Annotated in this window: 18 protein-coding genes and 1 tRNA gene; 5 read left to right on the top strand and 14 right to left on the bottom strand. The window is 64.1% G+C overall.

Annotated elements, in window-relative coordinates; genetic code table 11:
* The first annotated feature begins 1 nt into the window (after position 1).
* Complete coding sequence (locus BH683_RS01520) at positions 2-1,222, top strand: acetyl-CoA C-acetyltransferase (RefSeq protein ID WP_084834498.1); 1,221 nt, start codon at positions 2-4, stop codon at positions 1,220-1,222.
* A 60-nt stretch (positions 1,223-1,282) separates the two neighbouring features.
* On the opposite strand, the gene BH683_RS01515 is transcribed toward BH683_RS01520, so the two are convergent.
* The 7 genes from BH683_RS01515 to BH683_RS01485 all read right to left on the bottom strand — a co-directional run bounded on the left by BH683_RS01515 (position 1,283) and on the right by BH683_RS01485 (position 9,180).
* Positions 1,283-2,155 (bottom strand): Bax inhibitor-1/YccA family protein, encoded by an 873-nt coding sequence (locus BH683_RS01515; protein ID WP_084834497.1) that lies wholly within the window; start codon positions 2,153-2,155, stop codon positions 1,283-1,285.
* A 146-nt stretch (positions 2,156-2,301) separates the two neighbouring features.
* On the bottom strand, positions 2,302-3,063 hold the full coding sequence (locus BH683_RS01510; protein WP_084834496.1) for an SDR family oxidoreductase: 762 nt from the start codon (positions 3,061-3,063) through the stop codon (positions 2,302-2,304).
* A gap of 30 nt (positions 3,064-3,093) precedes the next feature.
* A complete protein-coding gene (locus BH683_RS01505; protein ID WP_084834495.1) occupies positions 3,094-3,810 on the bottom strand; it encodes a TetR/AcrR family transcriptional regulator in 717 nt (238 codons plus the stop codon).
* Positions 3,761-6,058 carry an MMPL family transporter gene (locus BH683_RS01500; protein ID WP_084834494.1) on the bottom strand — a complete coding sequence of 766 codons (2,298 nt, stop codon included), beginning with the start codon at positions 6,056-6,058 and terminating at the stop codon, positions 3,761-3,763. Before BH683_RS01500 ends, BH683_RS01505 begins: the two co-directional genes overlap by 50 nt.
* A gap of 77 nt (positions 6,059-6,135) precedes the next feature.
* On the bottom strand, positions 6,136-7,311 hold the full coding sequence (locus BH683_RS01495; RefSeq protein ID WP_084834493.1) for a DUF5995 family protein: 1,176 nt from the start codon (positions 7,309-7,311) through the stop codon (positions 6,136-6,138).
* A complete protein-coding gene (locus tag BH683_RS01490; RefSeq protein ID WP_084834492.1) occupies positions 7,312-8,490 on the bottom strand; it encodes an oxygenase MpaB family protein in 1,179 nt (392 codons plus the stop codon).
* Positions 8,491-8,505: 15 nt separating this feature from the next.
* Positions 8,506-9,180, bottom strand: a complete 675-nt coding sequence (locus tag BH683_RS01485; protein ID WP_084834491.1) for a TetR/AcrR family transcriptional regulator — start codon at positions 9,178-9,180, stop codon at positions 8,506-8,508.
* Positions 9,181-9,330: 150 nt separating this feature from the next.
* On the opposite strand from BH683_RS01485, the gene BH683_RS01480 reads away from it, so the two are divergent.
* Positions 9,331-9,404, top strand: a tRNA-Leu gene (locus tag BH683_RS01480).
* Positions 9,405-9,498: 94 nt separating this feature from the next.
* On the opposite strand, the gene BH683_RS01475 is transcribed toward BH683_RS01480, so the two are convergent.
* Positions 9,499-10,086, bottom strand: a complete 588-nt coding sequence (locus tag BH683_RS01475; protein ID WP_084834505.1) for a TetR/AcrR family transcriptional regulator — start codon at positions 10,084-10,086, stop codon at positions 9,499-9,501.
* Positions 10,087-10,110: 24 nt separating this feature from the next.
* Between BH683_RS01475 and BH683_RS01470 the strand changes: the two genes are divergently transcribed.
* Positions 10,111-11,286 (top strand): MFS transporter, encoded by a 1,176-nt coding sequence (locus BH683_RS01470; protein WP_084834490.1) that lies wholly within the window; start codon positions 10,111-10,113, stop codon positions 11,284-11,286.
* Between the two features lie 250 nt (positions 11,287-11,536).
* On the opposite strand, the gene BH683_RS01465 is transcribed toward BH683_RS01470, so the two are convergent.
* Positions 11,537-12,295: a hypothetical protein gene (locus BH683_RS01465; RefSeq protein WP_143695950.1), complete on the bottom strand. Its 759-nt coding sequence runs from the start codon at positions 12,293-12,295 to the stop codon at positions 11,537-11,539.
* A 212-nt stretch (positions 12,296-12,507) separates the two neighbouring features.
* On the opposite strand from BH683_RS01465, the gene BH683_RS01460 reads away from it, so the two are divergent.
* Entirely contained in the window at positions 12,508-15,579 is a 3,072-nt protein-coding gene (locus BH683_RS01460; protein WP_084834488.1) for an AfsR/SARP family transcriptional regulator, read from the top strand.
* Here the strand turns inward: BH683_RS01460 and BH683_RS01455 are convergent, their stop codons facing one another.
* Positions 15,580-16,296 (bottom strand): LpqN/LpqT family lipoprotein, encoded by a 717-nt coding sequence (locus BH683_RS01455; RefSeq protein ID WP_084834487.1) that lies wholly within the window; start codon positions 16,294-16,296, stop codon positions 15,580-15,582.
* Positions 16,297-16,649: 353 nt separating this feature from the next.
* Here BH683_RS01455 and BH683_RS01450 point away from each other — a divergent pair, with 353 nt between their 5' ends.
* Complete coding sequence (locus BH683_RS01450; RefSeq protein WP_020108824.1) at positions 16,650-16,853, top strand: cold-shock protein; 204 nt, start codon at positions 16,650-16,652, stop codon at positions 16,851-16,853.
* Positions 16,854-17,015: 162 nt separating this feature from the next.
* Here BH683_RS01450 and BH683_RS01445 read toward each other — a convergent pair whose 3' ends face one another.
* From BH683_RS01445 to BH683_RS01430, 4 genes are all read right to left on the bottom strand, one after another.
* Positions 17,016-17,219, bottom strand: coding sequence for a DUF2945 domain-containing protein (locus tag BH683_RS01445; RefSeq protein WP_084834486.1), 204 nt, complete (start codon positions 17,217-17,219; stop codon positions 17,016-17,018).
* 54 nt (positions 17,220-17,273) lie between these two features.
* Positions 17,274-18,797: an amino acid permease gene (locus tag BH683_RS01440; protein ID WP_084834485.1), complete on the bottom strand. Its 1,524-nt coding sequence runs from the start codon at positions 18,795-18,797 to the stop codon at positions 17,274-17,276.
* Positions 18,798-19,019: 222 nt separating this feature from the next.
* Positions 19,020-19,949, bottom strand: a complete 930-nt coding sequence (locus tag BH683_RS01435) for a serine/threonine-protein kinase (RefSeq protein WP_348639206.1) — start codon at positions 19,947-19,949, stop codon at positions 19,020-19,022.
* A gap of 72 nt (positions 19,950-20,021) precedes the next feature.
* Complete coding sequence (locus BH683_RS01430; protein ID WP_084834503.1) at positions 20,022-21,701, bottom strand: alkaline phosphatase D family protein; 1,680 nt, start codon at positions 21,699-21,701, stop codon at positions 20,022-20,024.
* Positions 21,702-21,728 lie beyond the last annotated feature (27 nt).

Genomic DNA, 21,728 nt, shown 5'->3' with positions numbered 1-21,728 from the left:
CATGCCAGAGGCCGTCATCGTCGCCACCGCCCGCTCACCGATCGGCCGAGCCGGTAAGGGCTCACTCAAAGATGTCCGTCCGGACGAATTGGCCCGTCAGATGGTCGAAGCCGTGCTGAACAAGATCCCCGAACTCGACCGCGCCGACATCGACGACCTCCACCTCGGGTCCGGACAGCCCGGCGGCCAAGCCGGCTTCAACATCGCCCGCTCCGTCGCCGTCCAGGTCGGCCTCGACCACGTCCCCGGCGTCACCGTCAACCGCTACTGTTCTTCGTCACTGCAGACCACCCGCATGGCCATGCACGCCATCCGCGCCGGCGAAGGCGACGTCTTCATCTCCGGCGGCGTCGAATCCGTCTCCAGCTTCGGAACCGGCAACGCCGACGGCTGGCCCAACACCAAGAACCCACTGTTCGCCGACGCCATGGCCCGCACCGCCAAGGCCGCCGAAGGCGGCGCCGGCACGTGGTCCGACCCCCGCGAGCAGGGCCTGCTCCCCGACGTCTACATCCCCATGGGCGAAACCGCCGAAAACGTCGCCTCCTTCACCGGCATCTCCCGCGAAGACCAGGACCACTGGGGCGTGCGCAGCCAGAACCGCGCCGAAGAGGCCATCAAATCAGGCTTCTTCGCCCGTGAGATCGAACCGATCACCCTGGCCGACGGCACTGTCGTCGACACCGACGACGGCCCCCGCGCAGGCACCACCTACGACAAGATCAGCCAACTCAAACCAGTCTTCCGCCCCGACGGCACCGTCACCGCCGGCAACGCCTGCCCCCTCAACGACGGCGCTGCCGCACTGGTCATCATGAGCGACACCAAAGCCAAAGCCCTCGGACTCACCCCGCTGGCACGTATCGTGGCCACCGCCGCGACCGGCCTGTCCCCCGAGATCATGGGCCTGGGCCCCATCGAAGCCGTCCGCAAAGCCCTCAAATACGCCGGCCTGTCCATCGCCGACATCGACCTGTTCGAGATCAACGAAGCCTTCGCCGTCCAGGTCCTCGGATCAGCCAACGAACTCGGCATCGACCACGACAAACTCAACATCTCCGGCGGCGCTATCGCCCTGGGCCACCCGTTCGGCATGACCGGAGCCCGCATCACCGCAACGCTGCTCAACAACCTCACCACCCAGGACAAGACCCTCGGCGTCGAAACCATGTGCGTCGGTGGCGGTCAGGGCATGGCCATGGTGCTCGAGCGCCTGAGCTGAACCTGACCCCAATCAAAAGAGCCCGCGACCAGATGGTCGCGGGCTCTTTTGGTGGAATCGCTAGTCCGAGTTGAAGTAACTCAGCAGGCGCAGGATCTCGACGTACAACCAGACCAGGGTGACGGTCAGGCCGAGCGCGATGCCCCAGGCCGCCTTCGACGGAGCGCCGGAACGGATCAGCTGATCCGCGGCATCGAAGTCGATGAGGAAGCTGAATGCGGCGAGAGCGATGCACACGAGCGAGAAGATGATCGCGATCGGACCACCGTCACGCAGTCCCAGACCGGAACCACCGTTGAAGAAACCGATGATCAGGTTGCCCAGGATGAGCACCAGGACACCGATCAGGCCCGCGAAGATCATGCGGGTGAATCGCGGTGTGACGCGGATGGCACCGGTCTTGTAGACGATCAGCATGCCGCCGAAGACACCGAAGGTACCGAGTACGGCCTGGCCGATCAGCGCACCGGCACTGACATCACCGGCGACCACCCAGTTGGCGAACACGTACGAGATGGTGCCGACGAACAGGCCCTCGAGAACCGCGTAGCTGAGCACGATCGCCGGATTGTCTTGCTTGCGACCAAAGGTCGCGACCAACACCAGCGCGAGGCCGCCGAGCGCGCCCACGAGCATGAGCGGCATCGCCAAGGACTCGTTCACGCTCGTGAAGTAGTACGACAGAGCGGCCGACAGAATGAGCACACCAAGGGTGGCTGCAGTCTTCGTCACGACGTCGTCGATGGTCAGGGTTCGAGATCCGGCCGGTTGCCCCGGACGTGCATACGGATCGGCCTGGGGCTGACCCGCCTGCTGATTCCATTGCGCGGCCTGGCCGGCGCCGGCCGCACCAGCGCCAAAGCCGGCATACCCGCCCGGGCCTTGGTTGCTGCGCACAACACCACGCATCACCGGATTGCTGCTTTCACGCACCGTAGTTGGTCCCTTCTCATGACTGACTGATACTCGTTCAACGAGTGGTGTGACTTTCGAGTTCCGACTTTACCTTCTCTTGACTCTTGCTGCAGACGGCCGGGTCACCGAGGTCGCGGCGTGTCTGCACCCGCGCACCACCCGACTCAGCCCCAGCGACTGTGCCCGCCATCGGCAGGAATGGTGACGCCGCTCAGATAACTCGCGTCTTGGCTCGCGAGAAAGACCGCGATCCGGCCGATATCGGCCTCGGGATCACCGATGCGTCCGAGCGGGATGCTCTTGACGAACGCATCGGCCTCCTCCGGGTAGGTCTCGGTCCACCACTGCAGCGACGGCGTCATGGCGTGCGGCGCAATCGCATTGACCCGGATGTTGTCTTTGCCCCATTCACAGCCGGCAGCGCGGGTCAGCGACCGCGTCGCCTCTTTGACCGCTGCGTACGGACCGAAGGTGGCCATGTCCCACCGGACCGCGGCGGACGTCACGAGGTTGATCACCGACCCCCCACCCCGGGCGACCATCAGTGGGTGGCAGGCCTTCATCAGTCGCAACACCGCCAGAGGACCGGTCTGGAAGAACCGCGTGAAATCGTCGTCGCTCACTTCCAGGAGCGGTATCGGCATCGCGTCGTTGGCGTTGTTGACCAAGATGTCGACCCCGCCGAGGCGATCGGCGCAGGCCGCGACTATCGCGGAGCAGTCGTCCCCGTCGCTGACGTTGCCCTTGAGGTATTCGGCTCGGACCCCATTGGCCTGCAGCTGTTCGGTCGCGGTCGCCAGTGCCTTGGTGTGCCGACCGCAGATGAAGATGTCCGCGCCTTCTTTGCTCAGTGCCTGGGAGATGCCCAGACCCACTCCTTTGCCACCGCCGGTGATCAGTGCAACTTTTCCATCGAGTACGCCCATGCGGCAGACACTAGCGAAACTAGAACGTGTTCACCCTGGAATCGGTGGGGTGGATTCGCTCCCGAGTCCCGCCCGCTGCTCGAGCACGAACTTCCTGATCTCGTGGGGACCCACATCGCCACCGATGACATCCTTGATCGCCCGTCCCAGGCACACCGACGTCAGGACCCGGTCGGCCAGTTCGTAGTTCTCCCCCGTCGGGAGGTAGGGCTTGGCGATCATCAGCGTGGCTACGCCGTGTGCGGCCGTCCACAACTCCATCACCACCGGCGTGGGATCGCCCTTGTCGACGAAGCCCTCGTCCATGAGTCGCTCGATGGTTTCGGCGAAGTGCACAAAGGCCGAGTCGCTCAGCACCTCGTCTGCGTCGGTCCCCTCGGCGCAGACCTTCATGGTCGCCACCCGGTACAGCTCGGCGTTCTCGACAGCGAAACGCACATACGCCATCCCCTGGGCGTGTGCGGCCTCCCAGGTGTTGTCGTGCTCGGCACCGGCTTGCCGCATGACCTCGTCGAGCCGGGTGAAGTAGTGTGCGACAACCTCATCGATGAGGGTGTCCTTGTCCGCGAAGTGGATGTAGATGGACGGCGGCGTGACGCCCACCCGGTTGGCGACAGCCCTGATCGAGACTGCTGACTCGTCACCGCTCTCCAGCAGCAGGTCGGTTGCCGCGGTGAGGATCTCGGCCCTCAGCTGCTCACCCGAGCCGCGCGGGGACCTGCGCCTGCGGAGTCGATCGACTGTCATGGCCACCTTCTTCACTCAACCCGAATCTGTCGTGGAACTTGCGCAGCGGCGCGGGCGCCCACCAGTTCGCCCGGCCGGCGATCTTCATGAAGGCCGGTACGAGCAACATCCTGATCAGGGTGGCGTCCATCAGCACGGCCAGGGCCAAGCCGAGTCCGAACATCCTCATGAAGGACACCTGGGAGAACGCGATTCCTGCGAACACCACAGCCATCAGCAGTGCGGCCGCAGTGACCACCCGGCCGGTGCGGGCCAGACCGTAGGCCACGGCGTGGTCGTTGTCCGCACGAGTCCGGCCCGACTTGAGCCACTCCTCCCGGATCCGGGAGAGCAGAAAGACCTCGTAATCCATCGACAGACCGAACGCGATACAGAACATGAGCACGGGCATGTTGGCGATCAGGGTCCCGGTCGTCGTGGTCCCCAGTCCGGCGATGTTGCCGTCCTGAAAGATCCACACCATCGCGCCGAACGTCGCCGTCAACGAGAACACGTTGAGCACCAACGCCTTGAGCGGCAAGACCACCGACCCGGTCAGCAGGAACAGCAACACGAAAGTCGTCACGACGATCACCGCGAACACCTCGGGCAGGTGGTCGACGATGCTGTCGACGTTGTCGACATTCTGTTGCGCCAGACCACTGAACAGTGTCGCGGCACCATCAGGCGGTGACACCTCACGCAGGGCGTCGAGTTGCGCACGACCGCTGTCGGAGAACGGATCCACCGTGGACGACACGGTGATCAGGGCGGCATCGCCTTTGGCCATGTCGGGCCCGGGCCCGCCCGCACCCTGTCCGTCGACGAAAGATCCGACGGGCGTGCTCACGGCGGTCACCTCGGCCACCTGTGACAGATTCTTCGCGTAACCACTGAGCGCGGCGTCGTCGAAGCCGCGCGTATCCGGGATGACGATCGTGACTGTGGCCGAGGCATTCTGCGCGTAGTCTTCGCGCAGCTCGTCCCCGAGTACGTGGGTGGAAGCAGAGGTCGGGAGCACCCGATCGTCGGGATAACCGAACTTGATCCCGAGGAAGGGTGCACCCAAGACGAGCAGGAGTACCACCACCGACAATCCCACCGGCACGGCGTGACGTAACACGAACCGGGTCGACCGATACCACATGGATTCTTCGGGCTCAGGGATATGTGGCTCGCTGCGTCCCAACAGCTTCCGGATCGGTTTGCGCACGTCGAGCGCATCGATACGGGCGCCGAGCACAGCGATGATCGCCGGCGCGATGATCAGCGCGGCGGCTGCGGCCAGAGCCACCACCGCCAGACCGGCGTAGGCGAACGAGCGTAGGAAGTACATGGGGAAGATTGCCATCGCCGCCAGCGAGAGCGCCACCGTCACTGCTGAGAAGAGCACGGTTCTGCCTGCGGTCATCACGGTCACGGTCAGCGCGTCGTTGCGGTCTCGACCGCCTTGCACCTCTTCGCGATACCGGTTGATGATCAGCAGGGTGTAATCGATCGCCAGCGCCAGCCCGAGCGCGGTGGTGAGGTTGAGCGCGAATACCGAGACATCCGCGAACATCGTGAATCCGCGCAGTACGGCAGTGGTTCCGATGATCGCGAAGATGCCGATCGCCAAGGGCAGCACAGCCGCGACCAGCCCGCCGAACACCCAGATGAGCAACAGGAAGCTGATGGGGATCGCGATCGCTTCGGCAATGAACAGATCATGGCTCGTCTGTTCACTCACCTGCGAGTACACCAGGGCCTGCCCGCCCACGAGCACGTCGACGCCCGGATACTGCGAGGTGAAGGACGGATCAGTGAAGCGGTCGTCGATGTTCTTGCCGTTTGCCTCTGCCTCTTTGTCGCCGCCGGACACCGTGGTGACGATCAGTCCCGAGGTGCGGTCGCGGGAAACCAGCGCGCCTGCCGCTTCCGGATTCGTCCAGGCAGAGAGGATGGGATCCTCGACGAAACTCATCCCTTCCAGTTCCCGGACGATGGTCTCCCCCGCAGCACGTGCGGTGTTGCTGTCGACGATGTCCGCGGTGCCGCTCTGATGCAACCGGATGACAACCTGCAGACCACCGCGCGCGAACGTGTCGGCGAGTACCTGATTGGCCTGCGCGGACTCGGAGTCCGGATCGGAGAATCCGCCGCCCGAAAGATTGGCCGCAACAGACGAACCCAGCACTCCACAGATGATGAGAACCAGCAGCGCGCCGCCGAGAACACGTCTGGGCGCGGCGATCACACCGCGAGCAAGTGACGAGAGCACTGGAGACATCCCTTCGGCGATTCCCTGAGTGATCGCCGTTAAGTTATCAGCACTATCTTAGGGTCGTCAACCGGTCCTCGCGGCGATCACTCACGTATCGAGTCGGCGGTCTCGCCGGTGTTCTCCGGCGCCTGAAGCACGATGTCGTAGCCGCGGCTGAATGCGGCGAGCCGATGTCTCGGGATGTCGAAGGTGCGCTTGTTGAGCAGCGCCGAGCGGATCTCAGCCGGGAGGCGGACCGACGCGCGCACCCACAGCGGTTTGTATTCCTGCGGCATCTGCTCCAGCAACCGATCAGAAGCGATTCCGAACACTATGGCCATGGCCAGGTAGTCCGAGCGGAAGTCCTTGTAGTGGTGGGTGATTCGATAGTGTTCGAGATACACGTCGGCGAGTGACCGCGGGAGGTCGCACTCGATGTGCGCCCGTACCCCCGCGAGCATGCCACTGATGATCGGCATGATGGGGTGCCTCGGGTCGGTCTGCTCACACCGAGACCAGGCCGCCTGCCACGGCTCCTCGACCTCCTCACCGCGCATATACCCCTGCAGGTTTCGTAGGTAGTGCACGTGGAAATCCGGAATGAGACGCAAAGCCCAGTCCGGGTACTGCAAGTCGCCGCGATCGACGAGGCCGATCATCTCCTCGGTCACGATCGCGTACACGCGAGCGAACCACTGCTTGGGATCCTCGTCGTCGCGCAACTCGGCCGCTACCGACTGCTGCTCTGCCAGCGTCGAGATCGCCGTCGCCCGCAGCGACTGCAGATCCACGACATCTCGAGAGCGGCGATCCGCGACCGGGTTCGATGCCGCCACCGGCGGGGTCAGCGATTCGTCGGCAAGCTTCTGCAAGGACGCGCCGAGTTCTCTGCGCAGTCCACGCTCCACGAGAGCACCGAGGCCCGGCACGACGAACGCCATCTCGACAGTCCACCGAACCGTGCTACCCGTGGCGGTCTCGGCGATCTCGATGCGTCCGTTGTGGTGTCGCACGGTCGCCGGGCCCGCGTAGACCCGATACGCGAAAACCTCCGGCTGCTCCGCTGCGACCACGACCTCGCGCAGCACCGAGCGGATCGGCGCCGGCGTGATCACAGTGCGCAGGGCACCCGCACGGTCGAATCGATCGTCGACCCCCGGATCGTTTCCGACGATCTTTGCGCTCGACCAACGATTCATCTCATCCGGATCGGTCATCAACCGCCACGCCTGCTCTGCCGTGCACGGCAGATCGCGAGCCAACTCGAGTACCCGCACCATTCACGCCACCGTCTTGATCTTGTCGATCTCCGCGGCGTTCATTCCCAGACCACGCATGACGGTACGCATTTCCCGGTTGACCACCTGACTCTCGTTGCCGAGCAGGCCAATCGCGCGCACCACCTCTCGCAGCCGCACGGCAGGGCGAGCGACATCGACCAGATGGTGCAACGGGGAGCGTCGCAAGCCCATCTTGCCTGCGGCCGGCTTCTCCACCCATCGGGTCGAGATCGCGGAGAAGGACGTCGACAACACAGGCCGCAACATCACGTTCACGATTGCCGTCACCGGATCGGGCACGAGTGGCAGTTCGATTCGGTATCCCTCACGTAACAGGGCTCGCGTCAACATCTTCGACGACTCGTCGGGCTCTAGTTCGAACTGCGCACCGATGTCGAACAGTTGTTGCGCCGCGGCGAAGTTCTTGGGGAGCAGCGCATCGTCGACACCGATCACCCATCCGATCCAACGCCACAGGTGGGCGATCGCCTCACGTTCGGCCGCTGAGTAGTGGATCCCCAGGTCGCCGGCCACCGTCATCGGCAGGGCGAGAAACCCTCCACCGATGGTCAGGGCGCTGTAGGTCTGATTGATCGGGACGCCCCACTCGGCGACATTCCAGTCCTCATCAACCAGGAGACTGTGACGGACCATGGCGTGAACGAGTCGAATTTTCAGCGTTTGCGACCACCCCGGGCTGCCGGGCGCCATTTGTCCCGGCGCGGTCGCGAGCGCGACCCAGCGTCCGGTGCTGAGAACGCGGTCGTAGGTGTGGTCGGCCAACTGGCCAGTGGCCACGAGCGGGCGTACGAATCCGCGGGCTTGGTAGCCGTAGATCAGCGATTGATACAGCGTGCTCGACTGCAGAGTGCCGAACTTCCACCAAGCACGTCCCCCGGCCTCTGCGACAGCTTGTTCGAACCAGGGAGGGGGCGACGACGCGGTATCGAGAAGTGCGCGCAACGCGGGCGGAGCTTCACCCATCCGGCCGAGTGGGTCTTCGAGGATGCGCGTGACCTGCCGCCAGCCGAAGTCAGCGAGTCCGACCATCTCCGATATCGCGGCTTCCGCGAGCGGGTCGCCCTGACCCAGCCCTGCGTCCAGCTTGTCCACGAGCTCTGGGTGACGCGCCCGCACACTGTCCCAATTCGTCGCACCGGTGATATCGGAAGCAGTCATAAAGACATGGTGTCTTTATTGTTCCAGCACGTCAAGCACCCGCGCATCGTTCGAGATGGGTAATTGCATCTCCGGCAACCGGATACCGGCCCCGCCCGCGCCGGCAAACCCTTCCCAGACCAGGTCCGTCACGTGGTCGACGAGTTCAGCGCGATCCATTGTTCGCGCCTTTCCCCACCAGGCGACAGTCGTCCAGATCGCTCCCACGAGCGCGCGCGCCCACGGCGCCGCCGCCCGCGGATTGCCGCCTACCTGCTCGAACCCGACCTGGAGCACCTGTTCGAGAAAGCCCGTGACATGCGAGTCCCCGACGCCGGACTGCATTCTGGGCGCCAGCACAGCCGCGAGCCTGCTGTTCTCTTCCATCCAGCGGGCCAGCACGTCAACCGTTGCTCGCGTCTGCTCGCGTGGGCCGTCGACATCGTTGAGCGCCGAGGCGATCCCCACGATGATGCGGTCGGTGTGCCTGCGGGTCAGCTCGGTCAGTAGATCATCGCGATCAGCGAAGGCCGCATAGACGGCCGACCTGGTGAGTCCCGCTCGGCTTGCGACTCCCGCGAGACCAAAATCGGTTCCATGAGCGGCGATCTCGGCTTCGGCCGCGTCAAGCAATTGCTCACGGCGAGCTTCGGGGTCGACCCCCGGTCCCGGTGGTCGGCCGCGGCTCCGTCGAGAAGAAACGTCAGACATGGAGTCAAGTCTGCCACTCCATAAGTAGGACTATGGCACTCGGCACCTATCTTGACCATGGTCGATGGAACGTTTCGAGGCATCGTGGGATCCCCCGTCCCGACTGCTCGAAACGACCGTGAGATTCTGTTGGGGTTCGCCGAACGGCTCGCCCCCATAGCCCAATCGGCAGAGGCAGCGGACTTAAAATCCGCCAAGTGTCGGTTCGAGTCCGACTGGGGGCACCGTGTACCGCCTGGAGGCCATCTCACGGCGCTACCGCGCTGAAGATCAAAAAGGTGACAGCCCACCGTTATCTTGTTTGAAGTTCAGTCGAGGTCAGCTGATCGGCGGCCGGGGTTCCTGCGCATCGGCGAGGACGGCGGCGGCAATGTGTCGCCCGGTGGTCGAACCACGCAGATGTGGGTCACGCAGGCGCATCGCAAGTTCTCCGGTGACCACCACCAAGATCGACTCGGCCAGCGCATCGGAGTCTGCGCAGGGTAGGTCGGCAGCCAGTCCTTGCAGTGTGCGGCGCAAATGGTCGGTGTCACGCTGGACTGCTGTTGCGATCTCGACGGGCGGGTCTGCGTACTCGGCAGCTGCACCAAGGAATGCGCACCACCTCGCCCCGTCGGGGCGCTGCCCGAAGTCGTCGATGGCATCGAAGACGGCCAGCAGGCGCCCCTCGGCACTGCCAGCAGCCGCGATGGCGTCATCCCACACTTGCTGCCAGCGTTGCTGGCGTCGCTCCAGTGCAGCAGCAATCAACGCTTCCTTGCTACGAAAACCACGGTAGAGCGTCGCTGCCGACACCCCGGCGTGGGCCAGCACGACATCGATCGGCGTGGTCTCGATGCCTCGTCGAAACACCACCTCATCGACGGCATCGAGCAATTTGTCCACGGAGCTTGTGCGCACCGGCATGTTGATCACCCTAGACTGACCAATATGAAACGATCGTTTTCGTTTGTAGATACTCGTGGTACGGCGGTAGTCGCGCTCGGTACGTGCTTCATCGCGGCCACGTACGGGCTGGTGCGGTTGGCGTATGGGTTGTTCCTGCCCGACATCCAGCGAGATCTCGCCGTGAGTGCAGCGGGAGCCGGGTACGTGTCGGCGGGATCATCGCTCGTGTACTGCCTCGCTGCGGCATCAGGTTTCACCTTTGCCGTCTCGGCCCCTCGGATACTGATCGCGTGCGCGGCCCTCACGGCGTGCATCGGCGTGTGGGGCATGGCTGCCGCCGACAATGCGGTGATGTTCGGAACGTGTGCTGTCATCAGCTCCGCCGGCGCCGGGCTCGCCTCCCCGGCGCTGGTGAGCATCGTGGCGCGCAACGTCGCCCCGAGCACTGTCGACAGTGCCCAGTCGATCGTCAACGCAGGCACTGGACCAGGGCTGGTCGCCGCCGGTGTGCTGGCGCTGGTGTTACTACCCGAGTGGCGCCTCGCCTGGGTTCTGGTCGGGATCGTGACAGCATCGCTGGCAGTAGCGGTTGTGACCGCGGACCGACCCGTCGAGGTGACTGCGTCCGGGGGCACGGTGCGGGAGTTGCCTGCAGGGTGGGTCAAGCGACATGCGATCTGCTTGGTCGCGGCGGTGCTGATGGGCGCCGGATCAAGCGCGGTGTGGACCTATGGACGAAGCTTTCTCGTCGAGACAGGTGTCGGCTCCGAACGCGACACGGTTACCGCCTGGGTCGCACTCGGACTCGGAGCCGCGGCAGTGATCCTCACCGCACGCCCAGTCGCCGCGCTGCCGCCCGCGCGGGCATGGATGCTCAGCTGCGCGCTGATGACCTGTGCCATAACGATTCTCGCTGCCGGCCCCGAGCGCGTGGGTGTCGCACTCGCAGCCTTACTCATCTTCGGCTGGGGATTCACGGCAGCAACGTCATCTCTCATCTCATGGACGACAGCCATAGCCCCAGCCAATGCGGCTGCGGGAACGGCGATGCTGTTCGTAGCGCTGGTATTTGGGCAAGCAATCGGTGCCGGCGTTCTGGGATTGGTCGTCACCAGCGCCGGATTCGATGCCGCCCTCATCGCCGCCGCACTCCTCACCGCAGCAGCGACCGCAACAGCAACACTCTCGCGAACCCAGAACCACCTCGGTTGTAAGTAACCGCGCCGCGCGTCCCGATAGCGCTCAGGTCAGATTGTCAGAGGGCCACGTTATGGCTAGAACATAATTTCGAACAGCGATCGGGAAGGGTCGATGTCGGATACACCGGTCGTCGAGTCGTCGTCAGTTGCTGTCGATGCACCTCAGACCCGGACTCCGACCCGCCCGATTCCGATGACCCCTGACCGGGAGTCCACTGAGCCACCGACACCACCCTCGTGGTGCCAGGGCTCGGCGCTGTCTGTAGACCTCAGCCGACGTCGTGGATTCCCAGGGTCGGAAGGAAGTAGCAGGTACCACTCGAGTGCGTCACCGACCCGAGGACAAGCGAGAGCACGGTTCCTGAACCGGTCTTGACGACCGCCGCCCGGGTTCCAGCCTGTGGAAGCGCATTTACCGCGATCTTGAGCGGCGCCACAGCAGCATTGGCCAGGACCTGAATGACCTCCGGAAGCTTTGCGATCTGCGCCTCGATAGGAGCCAGAATTGCGTTGGTCAAACTGCCCATCGGCACAAACCCACCCTTGAATGTGTCGACATTGAACCAGGCGACATTCATACCGGATTTATCGCCACTGTCATTGACGATTCCTGCCGGCACGAAACCGTACAGGACCTCGCCCTTCTTGACAGCGTTGAGATCAGTCGGGCCGTCAGGGTTCAGCACACTCTTGGGAATCGTGAGGTCACCGATCGGCGGGGTCGTCGGGCCCGGGGCAGCGCCCGCAACAGCAGGTACGAGACCCAGTGGCGTGCCCGGGACCTGGGAACAGTTGATCGCTGCGGTCGGCCACAGGAAAGGTTCGATCCCAAGTCCGGACAATTGCTCATTGGCTGTTTCGATGAGTCCGAGAATGTCCGTCGGTAATGCAGCGTCGGTCGATTCTATCGCCGCCAGTGGGTCGGGTTTGATTTCCGGTTCGGCCTGCGCGACCGGTGTCGCCACCAGCACAATTGCCGCCGCACCGACCGCACCCATCGTCATGATCCGTCGCACACTGGCAAGCATCAAAAACACCCCTATCTTTCTGCTCCTGCATTGACGGTATTCAGCAGAACATAAAACTGTTCGCGACATTCGAAAACGGACGACGCCAAATCAAAGCGATACGTTGTCGACTTCCACTCGTGTCCGCGTAGAAGTGTCCGATTTGTCCGGCCACCGATACGATCGGGCCCGCGAACCACACCCGCGAACCACAACGCGCATACAATCCGCGCGTGGAATACCTGCTGCTCGGGCACATGGAAGTCTGCGCCGCCGGACGCCCCCTTGCCCTCGGCGGGATCAAGCAGCGAGCCGTTCTGGCGATCCTCCTCCTCAACGCCGACACCTGCGTGGACGTAGACAGGTTGACCGAACTCGTATGGGATGACAAACCACCGGCCAAGCCGGTCACGTCGTTGCGCGCCTACGTTGCAAACCTGCGCCGCACCCTCGACGACGCCGGCGGCGGCAGGCGGCTGATCACCGACGCCACGGGTTACCGCCTCGACACCCGCGCGGACACCGTTGACATCGCGACGTTCGAAAGTCTCACCGCGTCGGGGAGAAAAGCCCTCACGGTGGCCGACCCGGTTGCTGCTGAGCGAGATCTGAAAGCCGCGATCGACCTGTGGCGCGGACAAGCCCTCGCCGATTTCCGTCATCAACGCTTCGCCGACACCGAGATCCACCGTCTCGGCGCCTTGCGTTCGGTCGCCACCGAGGGCTACTTCGAAGCGGGGTTGTTGCTCGGCCGCGACACCGAACTGATCGCGGGCCTCGAAGACCAATTGGCGATCGATCCCCTCCACGAACGGGTGTGGGGCCAGCTGATGCTTGCGCTGTACCGGTCAGGTCGGCGAGCCGAGGCCCTGCGCGCCTACCACCGTGCACGCACCGAGCTCGACACAGAACTCGGCGTCCGGCCGGGTGCGGCACTAGAACGACTGCGCGAGGACATCGCCGACCAATCCCCCGACCTCGAGTACGCACCACTGCGCGTCGAGATCACCCCGGTCGTGATCGCGACCGAGCAACGTCACGGAGTGGTCGGTCGATCCGTCGAGCTGACCCGACTGCAAGGACTTCTCGATCGGATGGCGCGCGGCCACGGGTCGGTGGCCGTGATCCGAGGTGCCTCCGGAATGGGTAAGACGACCCTGGCCTCGGCGGTGATCGATGACGGCACCAGCCGAGGAATGGCGTCTGCCTGGTCCGGTCAGCCGGATGGCGTCCGCGAACCACCGATGTGGGCGTGGGTCCACATCATCCGCCGTCTGGCCGAACGCGCTGACCCCGAAGCGCTCGAGCAGGCGTACATCGTGGCTCCGGTCATCTTTCAAGGCCTCGGCTCGCACGACGGTGCGCACACCAGCCACCTCACCACGGAGGCGCTGGAGTCCAGGTTCGAAGCACCGACCGAGATAGCCCTGGTCGTCGCGCTGCTGATCGGGCGCACCCCGACCATCATCGTGCTGGACGATCTGCACCGCGCCGACAAGGCCAGCCGCGCGGTGCTCGACGTACTGATGAGCCGACTCCAGCAGATGCCCCTCCTGGTCCTGGTGACATGGCGCGACGGGGCAGCAGATCGTCCGCTGCGCCCACGAGTCTTCGATCGACTACTCAGCCGGCCGGACATCACGGTGATCACCCTCGAGCCACTGCCCGACCAGTCCATGCGCGACCTCGTGCTCGCAGAGACGGGCGTCGAGGCATCTGCGGCTTTCGTGAACTCTCTACGAAAGCGCACCGGCGGCAACCCCTTCTACATCCGCGAGCTGGCCCGGTTGTTGCACACCCAGGGGCACCTGCACTCCGAGACCACGTCGGTCGAGCTGGCCGGGATGCCGGACGCGGTCGTCGGGGTCGTCCGTCGACGCATGTTCGATCTCCCCAAGAGGACGCGGGATGCCCTCGGAATCGCCGGAATGATCGGCGTCGGTGTCGAATCACAGCTTCTCGCAGAGGTTCTCGACATCACCGGAGAGGAATTGCGCAGGCGGCTGGCCCCGGCATGCCGAATCGGCCTGCTGTCGGTCAGCACCGAGTGGCCTCAGCGGTACTGGTTCAGCCACGACATCGTGCGCGAGGTCGCCGTAGCGGAGTACCCCTCCACACGAAAACAAGGGGGTCACGCCCGGATAGCACGGGCGTATGCCGCACAGGCCGAGACTGCCGGCTACGACCGCGCCATCGCGGCGGCCGAGCACGCGTGGCGCGCCGGCGGCGAACTCGAACCCGAGGTCGCGTCAGATGTGCTCGACAACGCTCTGCGCAGGTCGGTCTCATTGTCTGAATACGCCGACATCGCCGAGCTCACCGAGCGGGCACTGGAAATGACCCACCGACTGCCCGAGGGCGATTCGCGCCTGGAACGTCAGGCGCGCCATTGGCTACAGCGCGCGACGGTGCTCGCGGTTCTCCGTGGCCACGCCTCCGAAGAGGCCACCACGGCACTCAACAATGCCTTCGACGCCGGGCTCGCGATGTTCACCAACAGCGGATTCACCGCCGCGGTGGCCTTACGGTGCGCGATGCTGGTCGCCGCGGCCGACTACCGTGAGGCCGGTGCACTCGGCGAGGGACTGCTGACGTTGTACGACACCACCGGCGATCCGATCGCGGGCGCGGCGGGTTACTACAACCGCGCGGTCGCCGCTTTCATGGCCGGCGATCTCGACGCCGCCCTGCAGGCCGTGGACGATCTCGTCGACAAGGTACCCGCGCAGACCCAGGACAACATCCTGTCGTTCGATGTGCGGGTGTTCGGGATCGCCGCGGAGGTGTACGCCCTGCGCGGTGACGTGGGACGCGCCCGCGCGATGGTGCAGAACGGCATAGACATGGCACACGCCCGTGGCAACGGCTTCGCGGCGGCCGTTCTCTCGGTCAACCTGTTGCAGGTCAACGCAATCGTCGGTGACATCGCCGGAACTGCGGTAGCTGCAGCAGACATCATCGTCGAGCTGGAACGCACGGCCGGCACGGCGGATCTGCTCGGATCGGCCCATCTCATCCAGGCGTGGGCACGTGCCCTCGAACCCGGCGGACCGGATACGACCTCGCAGATTCGCGATGCACTGCTGGAGCACACCTCCGGCGGTACCAGGATCTTCATGCCCCTGTACCTCATGCTGCTCGCCGAGGCGGAGACCGAGCACGGGCACCTCGACCAGGCCCGGACGACGTTGCACCGCGCGACACTGACGGCCCGGGCATCGGGCGAGCGGGTGTGGGAACAGCGGTTGCCCGCGCGCCGTGAACTCCGGCCCGCGAGCAACCGCCTCACCGAGTCGGCGGGTTGATCAGGGTTCGATCGTCGCCGTGTCTATGGTGTTCGCCGCGTCGCCGAGGATGTCGGCCTGCGCCTGATCACTCGTTCCGTTGAGCTGCAGGATGTAGGTTTCGCCGCTGGGCGTGGTGATGATCACGGTCTTCTGCGCGCTGAGAGCCGCCGTGCCCTCGAGGTCGTAGGTCGCCGCGATTTCGTAGGCGGGAAAGCCCGACAGTGTCGCTTCGCGCTCGTCGACGATCTCCGCGCTCGGCAGGTTCTTGAGCTCACCACCGGCTGCGTCGATCAGTGCGTCGGCGTCGACATTGCCCTCCAGCCTCGACAACAAGGCCACGAAGTTGGGCGTGTAGTCCGACCCGGATGCATCGTCGCCCGTGTAGACGATCGCGGCGTATGCATAGTCCGGTGTGTCCTCACCGGCCGGCGACCACCCCTGCGGGATCGGCAGATCGATGGTCGGCGCGTCTGGATCCCCCATCTTGATGGGCGTCTCCGTGATGTTGTTGTCCTTGATGTAGTCGGCGATCGTGAAGTTGGTCCCGGCAGCGTCGTCGATGTCCCGCGGTTCAAGCGATGCGCTGGTGCTCGCGGATGACGTCGATGCGGCAGCCGACGATGTCGCCGAGGACGCACTGCTGTCCGAACTGCTGTCGCCACCGCAGCCGGCGAGGGTCACTGCGAGCGCCATGGCCGCTACGGCGGTGGCTGATCCGATCTTCGAGAGGTTCATCGCTGCAAGATAGCGATCGCGGATTGGAACTCGATTGGATCGAGTAGTACGGCGCTCGAGTCGGCTTCCGAAGCGCGTTGCGTGGCAGCAATTGCGTTGCCAGGCAACAGTTCCGGCGTAACGCAACTTACCGTCCCACTGGTCGCAACTGCGGTCTCGGTGGCGCTGCAGCTGGCCTTCCTCGCCCGCCCGACCCCCGACCCAGACCTGCGCGGCACGCCGGGCGGAGGTCCTCTCACCTGCGACGAAGAAATAATCTCGATCACCGCTATCGGTTTGCCGCAATCCGTGCAACACTATGTGCAGGGGCGTGTTCATGCGTTCTGCAGGAAAAAAGAGAGAAGTACTTTAATATGGCACAGGGAACTGTGAAATGGTTCAACGGCGAAAAGGGCTTCGGCTTCATCGCCCCCGATGGCGGTTCGGATGACGTCTTCGTTCATTACTCTGAGATCCAGGGCGGCGGCTTCCGCACCCTCGAAGAGAATCAGCGAGTCGAGTTCGAAATCGGACAGGGCGCAAAAGGCCCGCAGGCTACCGGAGTAACCGCGATCTAAGTCGCCAAACTTCAAAAAAAAGTGAGCTGGCTGAGCGAAGCAATCGCCGCCAGCTCACTTTTTTGCATGTAAGGGCAGCGTCAGCCGGCCGTCGCACAGGCGTGCCGACCCCGGTGACCTGCCCCTTCTCCTTTTGAGCGCGCCTACTTTGCCTTCAGCCGCCTACTTCGCCTTCAGCGAAGACTCTTTGTGAGCGGCCTGCTTACCCGACTTGGACGACTCCACGATCCAGTACGGGTCGTCGTCACTGGCTTTGAACTTCTGCCCGTCGAACGTGAACTCTTTGGTTCGCTTCTCGACGGCCTTGCCCTCGGTGGCACCCTGCGGGGTATTCCATGACACTTTGTCGTTCTTGTTGATCGCCATGAACCCGAGGGTAGCGATGCCGCCACCCTCGGGCCAGGTGTCCGCAGACGCTGGTCAGTGCTCGCCACCGTCGCCATCGTGATGTTTGCGCTGATGCTCTGGGTGCGCGACCGGTGGAATGATCCCCGGCACCACCGGATACTCACCGGTGTACCCGACCCGCGCTTCCGCCATGGTCAAGACCCTCCCGCGCACCGCGTACCAGCCTCCGATGAGCATCGGGGTGATCACGATGATGGCGACGAGGTTCCAGTAGTTGTCGTAGCACATCAGCGCCGTCACGGCGGCGAGGAAGAGCAACGTCGCGTAGCTGGTCCACGGAGTCCACGGCAGCCGGAACGCCGGCCGTTGCAGAATGCCCTTCTTCTCCCACCGGTAGAGCTGGATCTGACACAGCACGATCATGCCCCAGGTGGAGATGATCCCGAGCGCGGAGAGATCCAGCGCGATGTTGAATGCCTCCTCGGGCACAACAAGATTCAGCAGGATACCGAGTAGTGTCAGGACGCCGGTGAGAGCGATTCCGCCGAACGGTACGCCGTTCTTGTTCATCTTCCCGGTGAATTGCGGGGCGCTGCCGTTCATCGCCATCGAGCGCAGGGTGCGGCCGGTCGAGTACAAGCCGGCGTTCAGGCTGGACAGCGCCGCGGTCAACACCACCATGTTCATGATGCCGCCGGCGGCAGGCATCCCGATCGCGGCGAAGAACGTCACGAATGGGCTCTCCCCTGCCGCGTAATCGGTGTACGGCAACAGCAATGCGAGCAGGACCAGCGAACCGACGTAGAAGATCGCGATGCGGAAGATCACCGAGTTGATGGCCCGGGGCATGATCTTTTCCGGGTTCTCGGTCTCGCCGGCTGCGGTGCCGACCAGTTCCACTGCGGCGTAGGCGAAGATCACCCCCGAGGTGACGAGCACCAATGACCACAGACCTGTCGGGAACAATCCTCCGTTGTCACTCAGGACGCTGAAACCCGTTGCCTGGTCGTTGATCTCGAAGCGCCCCGCCAAGAAGATGGTGCCGACGACCAGGAAGGCAACGAGCGCGAACACCTTGATGATCGATGCCCAGAACTCCATCTCTCCGAACCACTTCACCGAGATCATGTTCAGGAGGAGCACGAAGACGAGCGCGACCAAGGCGATCGACCACTGGGGAATGTCCTCGAACATGCTCCAGTAGTGGACGTAGAGCGCAATGGCCGTGACATCGACGATCGCGGTCATGGCCCAGTTGAAGAAGTACAACCAGCCGGTGACGAATGCTGTTTTCTCGCCGTAGAACTCGCGCGCGTACGACACGAAGGATCCTGAGGACGGGCGGTGGAGCACCAGCTCGCCGAGGGCACGCAGGATGAAGAAGACGAAGACGCCACAGATGGCATAGACGATGAACAGTCCCGGACCGGCGTCACGGAGGCGGCTACCGGCTCCCAGGAAGAGCCCGGTGCCGATGGCGCCGCCGATGGCGATCATCTGGATCTGTCGAGGCTTGAGTCCTTTGTGATAGCCCTCGTCCTCGTGGGCGAGCGCGGAGTTGTCGTATCCCGAACTCTCTACCGGAGTTGTACTCATCGTCGTAATCCTCACGATTGGTCTGCGGCACGGCGCGGTCGGGGGGCGGCGATCCCGGGCAGCTCTGGTCCGCCGCTGCACCGTGCCCGAAGGGGAGATTCAGGCGTCTATCCAACTGTTCAGATAAGACGTGTGCAACGGTAACCGTGGCGGGCAGTTCACGACACTCGGGGAACGTAAACACTGCGTAAGATCAGACATCGTGTCGCCAGGACGCGTTTGTCAGCGACCTCTGTTCCGCAGTCGTGACCACCCGAACGGCCGGGGCGAGTCCGGCGGCACCGGCACGTCCCGTAAAACGTTCTTGATCAGATCGATGAGTTCCGAACAGCTTTGGTACCGATCTTCCGGATCCTTGGCCAGCGCCTTACCGAGGATCGAGTCGATCGCACGTGGCAGCCACCTGCGCCGGTCACCGACATCGGGGGGAACACCGGCAATGTGCGCGTGCACGATCCCGAAGGTCGTGGGATACGGGAACGGCGGCCTGCCCGTGAGCAGCTCCACGACGGTACAGGCCAGCGAATAGACATCGGTTGCGGTCGACAGTTGTTGACCCTGAAGCATTTCGGGTGCAGCATACGGAATCGAGCCGACGATACGTCCGTTCTGTGCGACGGGACGAGTATCGTCCAGGAACCGAGCGATACCGAAATCGGTGAGCACGGCGGATATTTCGGTTTCATGCCCGATGAGGATGTTCGATGGCTTCACATCGCGGTGGAGCACATCCATGCGATGCGCGAAGTCGAGTGCCTCCGCAATCTGGGTGAGCACCTCCAACACCAGCGGCAGACGTGGCTGACCATGCGGTGCCGGGATCAGCACCGCCGCGGTGGTCCCCTCCACGTACTGCATCGTCATCCACAGCGCGCTGCGTACCTGTTCGGGTCCGAGCACCTCGCCGGCCATCTCACCGGAGCGGTACATGGCCACGATATGCGGATGCTCGAGACTGCGGGCGATCTCGAACTCCCGCTCGAAACGCATTCGGGCGATATCGACGGAGGTGAACTCCGTATCGAGAACCTTGAGTGCTTCGATCCGGTCGGCAACCGGGTTGTAAACCTTGTAGACCTCGCTGGTCCCCCCGCTGCCCAGATGGGCGCGCACGGTGACACCGGCGACTCGAGTACCCGGAACGAGGATCACGGGCACAGCGTAGAGCGGAATCCCGTCGCGGGCGCGTCGAAGCCGTCGTTGGTCAGCTGTGCGCCGAGATCCTCAGGGCGTCAGCTCCATCTCGTGGGTACGGGTGAGCCGTTGCGTGCCGTCGGCGCCGGTGGAGGCATGGTCGATCTGCACCGATGCCTGATCACCGTCGAGCCGCAACGACATCACGCCATTGTCGAACCACGGGCCTGCTTGCGCTTGCCAGGTGATGGGCACATCGCCGACCCCCGCGCGCCGGGACAGGAACCGCATGAACTTCACGATGGGTTTGCGGATGGCGACACGGTTCACCACACGGATCGGACGTTCGAGCGGATTCCGGAACGGTGACATCGTCAACTGATACAACGCGGTTCGCTCGGTACCCCGATCGCTCAGATCGGCCCGGGCGACATACGAGCAGTGCACGTCACCCGAGAGCCACAGAATGCTTGCGGGAGGGCGTGGGTGATCCACGAGGTCGTCGACCAGACCGACCATGTCCCGGAAGGAGTTACCGAATGCTGCCCAGTGCTCGAGATCGAGCTCCAGTCGCAGCTTCTCGCCGACCTTGGCGAATCGCTTGCCCCACGCACCCTGGGCCACCGCCTCGTTCCACTGCTCGAGGTGGTGCAGCGCAGGCAGCATCAGATAGGGCAGAGACGTGCCGAACACGATGTGTCGTGCGGAGGTTTCGGTTGCGCGCTCGCTCAGCCACTTCCACTCGGCATCGTCGAGCATGGCGCGCCGCTCCGGATCCAGGTCGCGAGAACAGCGCGAATCGATCATGATGATCCGGGTGTTCCCCAGGTCGCGAACGTAACTCCAGCGCGCGGATTCTGGCTCACTGTCCGCCAGGAGAGCGAAGTCGGACAACAACTTCTCCCGCTCGCCGCTCGTGGCCGCGGCCCGAATAGCCCCGTAGAGAGCATCTTTCCCGAGTTCGTCGGGCGACAGGTTTCCCAGATGCTGATAGACGTAGTACGACGAGAACGCCCCGATGACGCGGCGGCGCCACCAGGACTTCTGCTCCATGGTCTTGCGCCAGTCCAGGGAAGAGTTCCAGTCGTCGCGCAGGTCGTGGTCGTCGAGGATCATGCAGCTGGGAATCGACGCCATCAATCCACTGACCTCGTCCACACCCCACGACTCGCGATAGAGCCACGTGTACTCCTCGAAGTCGCAGATCTCCTCGAGTACTTCCTCTCCGAGTTCGGGATCGTTGCGAGACGCTCGCCGCTCCCGCAGGAGCGCTTTGATCTCGGGCGACGGATCGTCGGCGTACACCTGGTCGCCGAGCAACAGCAGCAGCTGTGGCCATTCGTCGGGGCCTTGAGCCTCGACACGGCGCGCCAAGCCGGCCAGCCCGTCGGCCCCGATCGCCTTGAGGGATTCATCGTCGTAGGTGTCCCCACGCCGGCACGATCCGAATGCGACGGTCAGAGGGGCATCGTCCGACGCGGTGTGCAGGCGGCCACCAGAACGGACGGTGACACCGGCCTCTCCCACATCAGCGGCCGCGGTGAGCGTCACGGTGTAGTCGATGAGGGTTGCGGCAGGCAGTCCCCGCAGTTGGATCACCGCGTAGTGATGGTCGTGGACATCCCAGGTCTGCTCCATCCCGGATTGACCTGTCGACGTGCTGACCTCCACCGCGCAGGCGCGATCGGTCTCGACCCACACCGTGGCACGCGTGGAGTCGACGAAACGCAGGATGGGGCCGAGAACAAGCGCAGGGCTTTCGATACTCACGGCTACCACGTTTGCACGCGCAGCCCC

This window comes from Williamsia sp. 1138 (assembly GCF_002095435.2).
Lineage (GTDB): Bacteria > Actinomycetota > Actinomycetes > Mycobacteriales > Mycobacteriaceae > Williamsia.
Note: the sequence above shows the minus strand (reverse complement) of the source record. Positions and strands in the feature narration are given on the sequence as shown.